General features: G+C 46.0%; 8 protein-coding genes. All 8 read right to left on the bottom strand.

Annotation, left to right across the window (positions count from 1 at the left end; all coding sequences use genetic code 11):
* Positions 1 to 249: 249 nt before the first annotated feature.
* Positions 250 to 1,749, bottom strand: coding sequence for a lysine--tRNA ligase (gene lysS / locus AXI59_RS12895; RefSeq protein ID WP_061528441.1), 1,500 nt, complete (start codon positions 1,747 to 1,749; stop codon positions 250 to 252).
* A 90-nt stretch (positions 1,750 to 1,839) separates the two neighbouring features.
* Positions 1,840 to 2,841 (bottom strand): tRNA dihydrouridine synthase DusB, encoded by a 1,002-nt coding sequence (dusB, locus tag AXI59_RS12890; RefSeq protein ID WP_061528440.1) that lies wholly within the window; start codon positions 2,839 to 2,841, stop codon positions 1,840 to 1,842.
* The gene (locus AXI59_RS12885) at positions 2,841 to 3,068 is read right to left on the bottom strand and encodes a helix-turn-helix domain-containing protein (RefSeq protein WP_061528439.1); all 228 of its coding nucleotides are present in this window, start codon (positions 3,066 to 3,068) and stop codon (positions 2,841 to 2,843) included. Before AXI59_RS12885 ends, dusB begins: the two co-directional genes overlap by 1 nt.
* Positions 3,020 to 3,523, bottom strand: coding sequence for a 2-amino-4-hydroxy-6-hydroxymethyldihydropteridine diphosphokinase (folK, locus tag AXI59_RS12880; protein WP_061528438.1), 504 nt, complete (start codon positions 3,521 to 3,523; stop codon positions 3,020 to 3,022). The genes AXI59_RS12885 and folK overlap by 49 nt, the downstream gene beginning before the upstream one ends.
* Positions 3,520 to 3,882, bottom strand: coding sequence for a dihydroneopterin aldolase (gene folB, locus AXI59_RS12875; protein WP_061521580.1), 363 nt, complete (start codon positions 3,880 to 3,882; stop codon positions 3,520 to 3,522). The genes folK and folB overlap by 4 nt, the downstream gene beginning before the upstream one ends.
* A complete protein-coding gene (gene folP / locus AXI59_RS12870) occupies positions 3,875 to 4,732 on the bottom strand; it encodes a dihydropteroate synthase (protein WP_061528437.1) in 858 nt (285 codons plus the stop codon). The genes folB and folP overlap by 8 nt, the downstream gene beginning before the upstream one ends.
* Positions 4,713 to 5,597: an aminodeoxychorismate lyase gene (pabC, locus tag AXI59_RS12865; RefSeq protein WP_061521578.1), complete on the bottom strand. Its 885-nt coding sequence runs from the start codon at positions 5,595 to 5,597 to the stop codon at positions 4,713 to 4,715. Before pabC ends, folP begins: the two co-directional genes overlap by 20 nt.
* Positions 5,594 to 6,181 (bottom strand): aminodeoxychorismate/anthranilate synthase component II, encoded by a 588-nt coding sequence (gene pabA / locus AXI59_RS12860; protein WP_061521577.1) that lies wholly within the window; start codon positions 6,179 to 6,181, stop codon positions 5,594 to 5,596. The genes pabC and pabA overlap by 4 nt, the downstream gene beginning before the upstream one ends.
* Positions 6,182 to 6,186: the final 5 nt, after the last annotated feature.

Genomic DNA, 6,186 nt, shown 5'->3' with positions numbered 1-6,186 from the left:
TTTCAAAGATCATCCTGTCTTTCGTTCAAGCGACTTTATTATTATATCTTATCAATCTCTTGAAGTCAACAACTTTTTGAATTTCTTTTTTTCGTCAGCGCCTTGTTTTAGCGGCAACGAATAATAATATACCATCCCATAAATAATAGTGCAATAGTTTTTTTGAAAGAAAACCAAAAAAGTTTTCGGGATGTAAGATTTTCAAAAAGCGCCGCACTGCAGTACGGCAGAAACGGCGCATCTCTTTTATTAACGGTGTCTCATTTGAGGGAATAATAAAACATCTCTGATAGACGGAGCATTTGTTAAGAGCATGACAAGACGGTCAATGCCGATGCCCAATCCTCCGGTCGGCGGCATGCCGTACTCAAGAGCTTCAACGAAGTCTTCGTCCATCATATGCGCTTCGTCATTTCCCTCTTCTCTTTCTTTTAATTGCGCTTCAAACCGCTCTCTCTGATCGATAGGGTCATTCAGCTCTGTAAATGCGTTGGCGTGCTCACGGCCTACGATAAACAGCTCAAAACGGTCTGTGAAGCGAGGGTCCTCAGGATTTTTCTTAGCAAGAGGAGAGATTTCTACCGGGTGGCCGTAAATAAATGTCGGCTGGATTAGTGTTTCTTCAATTTTTTGTTCGAAGAATTCATTAATGATATGGCCGACTGTCATTGTGTTCGTAATTTCCACACCGTGTTCTTTTGCGTGGCCGCGTGCTTCTTCCACCGTCATTTCATTCCAGAAATCCACACCGGTCGCTTCTTTCACGGCGTCTACCATATGGATTCTTTTCCATTCCGGTTTCAGGTCAATTTGCTCCTCGCCGTATTGGATAGTGGTGCTTCCAAGCACTTCTTGCGCAATATGAGCGACAAGGTTCTCTGTCAGGCTCATGATATCTTTATAATCAGCGTATGCTTCATACAGCTCGATCATGGTGAATTCAGGGTTATGACGAGTAGAGACACCCTCGTTACGGAACACGCGTCCGATTTCGTAGACTTTTTCTAAACCGCCGACGATCAGGCGTTTCAAATGAAGTTCAATCGCAATACGCATATAAAGAGGCATGTCCAGCGCATTATGGTGAGTAATGAACGGGCGTGCGGATGCTCCCCCCGGTATGCTGTGCATCGTTGGCGTTTCAACTTCTAAGTATCCGTGGTCATCTAAGTATCTTCTCATCGCTTGGATGATTTTGCTGCGTGTGATAAAGGTCTGTTTGCTGTCAGGGTTCACGATGAGATCAAGATAGCGTTGGCGGTAGCGCTGTTCAACGTCTTTTAATCCATGGTATTTATCAGGCAGCGGACGCAGCGCTTTTGTCAGCAGTACAAAAGATGTGGCTTTGACAGAAAGCTCGCCTACATTTGTTTTGAAGACCTTTCCTGTGATTCCGACTACGTCACCGAGGTCTGAAGACTTGAAGATTTCGTATTGTTCGTCGCCGACACTGTCTTTTCTTACGTAAATCTGGATCTGTCCTTCTAAGTCCTGCAGATGCGCAAAGCCGGCTTTCCCTTTTCCGCGCTTAGTCATCATGCGGCCTGCAATAGTGACTTCAATCGCTTTTTCTTCCAGCTCTTCTTTAGAAAGCTCTTGATAGGCTTCAATGATTTGTTGAGATTGATGTGTTCTTTCGAAACGTTCACCGAAAGGATCAATGCCGTTTTCTCTCAATTGGTTCATTTTATCGCGTCTGACTTGCAGCTGGTCGTTCAATTCCTCATGATTTTGCTCTTCTTGACTCATTGGTATCACTCCGTTACATTTTGATTTCATGAAAAAAGCAGAAAAACTGCCAGCGGAAAGCTGGCAGTGAGCAGCAAATAGAGGTGGATATTATCCTACTTTTGCATCTTGAAGCTCTTTTGCCTCTACTTCAGCCGTAAATGCATCTAAAAGCTGTACAAGTTCTTCACGCGTCTCACAATGGTTGATTTCGTTGCGGACCTTCGCATTGCCTCTGACGCCTTTCAGATACCAGGCAGCGTGTTTTCTCATTTCTCTGACTGCCACGTTCTCGCCTTTTAATTTGATCAGACGGTCCAGATGCAGTTTACATACTGACATTTTTTCGCGAACTTGCGGTTCATCTTTTAATTCACCTGTTTCAAGATACTGAACCGTACGGTAAATCATCCACGGATTTCCGAGTGCCGCGCGGCCGATCATTACGCCGTCAACGCCGGTTTCATCAAGCATGCGTTGGGCGTCCTGAGGCGTTTTGACATCACCGTTTCCGATAACAGGAATAGAGACGGACTGCTTCACTTCTTTAATGATATCCCAGTTCGCAGTGCCTTCGTACATTTGCACTCTTGTACGGCCGTGCAGAGCGACAGCTTTTCCGCCTGCCCGTTCAACGGCTTGAGCGTTTTTCACCGCATAGATGTGATCTTCGTCCCATCCCATTCTCATCTTCACTGTGACAGGCTTGTCAACGGCATCAACCACAGCAGATACCATTTCATAAATTTTGTTCGGATCCAGGAGCCATTTCGCTCCCGCATCGCATTTTGTAATCTTTGGAACTGGACAACCCATGTTAATATCAATAATATCAGCAGTCGTATTTTGATCTACAAACTTAGCCGCTTCCACAAGGGTTTCTTTCTCTCCTCCGAAAATCTGAAGGCTGAGTGGTTTTTCTCTTTCCTCTATATAGAGCATTCCCATTGTTTTTGCATTGTTGTACAGGATGGCTTTGTCACTTACCATTTCCGCACATACCAGACCCGCTCCGAATTCTTTAACGGTCAGCCTGAATGCGGCGTTGCAGACTCCTGCCATCGGGGCAAGAACCACTCTGTTTTTCAATTGAATATCACCGATTTTAAACATTATTTGTCCTCCTTTCGTTTATTTTCCGGCGGAGCCAATTCCTCCGCGCTTATATTTAAAGCATCAGCCGCGTCACGAATGACCGCAGCTGACGGCAAACGGTTTCCGCGTTCAATCTCGCCGAGAATGGAAACTGATATACCTATTGCTTTTGCAAACCCTTCTTGAGTATACCCTTTCAGCTTTCTGAATGCACGAATTCGTCTACCCCAGATTTCTGCTTCCATACTCTTACACCTTCTTGTTTTGTTTCAGCGCTTATTGTTATATTGTCAGCTTGCGGACATATTTCTTTTAATGGCGCAAGGACAAATAAGCGCTCATACATTCTCGGATGCGGAACAATCAGCTGCTCTGTTTCAATATTTTCACGATTATACAGCAAAATGTCAAGGTCTGCCGTTCGCGGTCCCCAGCGGACTTCTCTCGTTCTGCCTAATTCGGCTTCGATGTTTTGTGTCAGCTCCAGAAGTTCAAAAGGAGACAGAGAGGTATTGACTTCAACCGCCATATTGAGAAACTGATCTTGGTCCTCGTATCCGACCGGGTCTGTTTCGTATATTGAGGACACCTTCGTCACCGTTACATGCTGATGCTGCGCGAGCATTGCCACTGCTTGCCGCAAATAGCGTTCGCGGTCGCCTATATTTGATCCGAGGCCGATATATGCTGTATTGTTCATGATTTCTTTCTCGTCATTTCAATCGCTACCGATTTATAATGGCCAGGAATCGGGGGATCGGGTTTAATGACTTTTACCGTACATTGTTGCACCGGGTCAAACTTCTTGAGGACAGTGTCCGCAATCCGTTCCGCAAGCGTCTCCACCAGATTGACAGGTTTGCCCTCTACGATTTCCCTGCAGACGCTGTAAAGCTCCGCATAATTAATGGTATAAGCCAGATCGTCAGTTTGTCCCGCTTTGCTCAAATCGAGTTCAGCTGTAAGATCTACCTTGAAACGCTGTCCCAATTTGTTTTCTTCCTCAAATACACCGTGGTATCCGTAAAACTCCATACCTTCTACATATACTTTATCCATGATGTACGCCCCCTTTATTCAACATAGCATCCATCATCTTCGTCATCCTTGCGATTTGTTTTACATCGTGCACTCTGACAATGTCAGAGCCCTTCTGAATGCCAAGACAAACTGTCGCTCCCGTCCCCTCAGCACGCTCCTCAGGAGGAAGATCAAGCACACGGCCGATGAATCTTTTTCTTGAAGTAGCGAGAAGCAGCGGATAGCCCAAGTTGCTGAACAGTTCAAGCTGATTCATGACGACCAGGTTGTCCTCGTATGATTTCGCAAATCCAATCCCCGGATCAAGGATGATATTTTTATCTTCAACACCAGCTTCCGCCGCGATCTTTACGCTTTCCATCAAGTCGGCAAGCATATCTGGAATAAGGTCGTTATAGTTTCTCTCCTGCCGGTTGTGCATTAAGATAATCGGAACGCCATGGGCGGCGGCTACTGACGCCATGTCAGGGTCGCCCTTTGCCCCCCAGATATCATTAATAATGGAGGCTCCTGCTTTTACAGCTTCATCTGCCACAGAAGCTTTGTACGTATCGATAGAAATCGGAACGTCCAATTCGTTTGTAATCCGTTCAATCGCCGGAATCACCCGTGACAATTCTTCATCAACAGAAACAAATGATGCGCCCGGTCTGGTCGATTCACCGCCGATATCGATGATATGAGCGCCTTCCTCGGCCATTTTCACCGCATGCACGAGAGCTGTTTCCGTACTGTCGTATTTACCGCCGTCAGAGAAGGAGTCAGGCGTTACGTTTAATATCCCCATAACGAGCGTCTTCTCTTTATAAGACAGAATGCCTTTTTTTGTATGAATCAGTTTGGGCTGTTCAATCGTTTGCTGCGCCATTTTGTTCCTCCTTCTGTAAGTTCATTTTGTTTATGTCTTGCTGATACAGCTTCTGGAGAAATTGTACTGTCTCTCCGCTCACTCCCGGAAACTGTGCTTCTTCTATTTTAGAAAACGGAATAATCTCAAGAACAGAGTTTGTCATCCACGCCTCATCCGCTTCAAGCATAGATTGAAAAGGGAATCGGCCTTCGATGACTTCTGTTCCCTGCCGTTTCATTTCACCGATCACAAATTGCCTTGTCACACCGTCAAGTATGCCTGTGTCCAAGGAAGGTGTATACACCGTGTTTTCTTTACGCCAAAAGACATTGGAAACAATGCCCTCTGCGACATCCCCTTCTTCAGTCAAGAAAATCCCTTCATATTTGGGGTCATTGCCAATTTCCTGTTTGGCGTACATATTATTTAAGTAGTGATGGGATTTTAACCGAAGTGATCCTTCAGGCGTATTCCTCCGAATTGAGAGGAGCTTGCCTTCTTTTTGAACAGGCAGTGTTTCAGGGTTCAGCGGGTGGACAAAACAAAGGACTGTCGGCTTTTCATAGGTTTGAGCGGCAAAGCCTTTATCACTGATACCGGCTGAAATGTTCAGCCTGACCCGGGCGCTGCCGTCCTTTATGTCATTCAAAAGCAAAAGCTTATCCAGCATATCAAGCAGTTCCTGCCTGCTGACGTCATATGCAATCTGCACGTCACGAAGCGCCCGTTTAAGCCTGCCGATGTGGCCGTCCAGCAGAAAAGGCCGGCCTCCGTAGAGCCTGAAAGTCTCGAACACGCCGATTCCGTACAGATAACCATGGTCAAAAGGAGAAAGCACTGCCTCTTTCTCCTCTATATATTGACCATTCAAATATATAATCACACCGTCACTTCCTTCTTGCGGTGCGTCTCAATAAAGTTTCTGAGCATTTCCTTTCCGAAGGAGGTCATGATCGATTCAGGGTGAAATTGAACGCCTTCGATAGGCAGCTCATTATGGCGGATTGCCATAATTTCTCCCTCTTTAGTCTCCGCGGATACCGTAAAACAGCTAGGCAATGTTTCCGCTTTGACGATAAGCGAATGGTAACGGGTGGCGACCAATGGATTTTGCAGGCCTTTAAATATCGTCTCCCCGTCATGCATGATTTCTGATGTTTTACCGTGCATAAGCCGTTCCGCTCTGACGACGTCGCCGCCGAAAACCTGGGCGATTGACTGATGTCCGAGGCAGACTCCGAAAATAGGGATGCTCCCTGCAAAATGTTTGATGGCTTCAAGGCTGATCCCCGCCTCATCAGGGCTGCACGGCCCCGGTGAAATCATTAAGAAATCCGGTGCCAGCTCTTCGATTTGCTCGATCGTCATCTCATCATTCCGCCTGACGATCAGCTCTTCCCCAAGCTCCCCTAAATACTGAACCAAGTTATAAGTAAATGAATCGTAGTTGTCAATCATTAATATCATCTCTG

Origin of the sequence: Bacillus nakamurai, assembly GCF_001584325.1 — a bacterium.
GTDB lineage: Bacteria > Bacillota > Bacilli > Bacillales > Bacillaceae > Bacillus > Bacillus nakamurai.
Note: the sequence above shows the minus strand (reverse complement) of the source record. Positions and strands in the feature narration are given on the sequence as shown.

What these genes read in the sequence shown, in the direction of transcription:
- pabA (WP_061521577.1), bottom strand. Translation starts at nt 6,181, where the DNA reads ATGATATTAATGATTGACAACTACGATTCATTTACTTATAACTTGGTT.
- lysS (WP_061528441.1), bottom strand. Translation starts at nt 1,749, where the DNA reads ATGAGTCAAGAAGAGCAAAATCATGAGGAATTGAACGACCAGCTGCAA.
- dusB (WP_061528440.1), bottom strand. Translation starts at nt 2,841, where the DNA reads ATGTTTAAAATCGGTGATATTCAATTGAAAAACAGAGTGGTTCTTGCC.
- folK (WP_061528438.1), bottom strand. Translation starts at nt 3,523, where the DNA reads ATGAACAATACAGCATATATCGGCCTCGGATCAAATATAGGCGACCGC.
- folP (WP_061528437.1), bottom strand. Translation starts at nt 4,732, where the DNA reads ATGGCGCAGCAAACGATTGAACAGCCCAAACTGATTCATACAAAAAAA.
- folB (WP_061521580.1), bottom strand. Translation starts at nt 3,882, where the DNA reads ATGGATAAAGTATATGTAGAAGGTATGGAGTTTTACGGATACCACGGT.
- AXI59_RS12885 (WP_061528439.1), bottom strand. Translation starts at nt 3,068, where the DNA reads ATGGAAGCAGAAATCTGGGGTAGACGAATTCGTGCATTCAGAAAGCTG.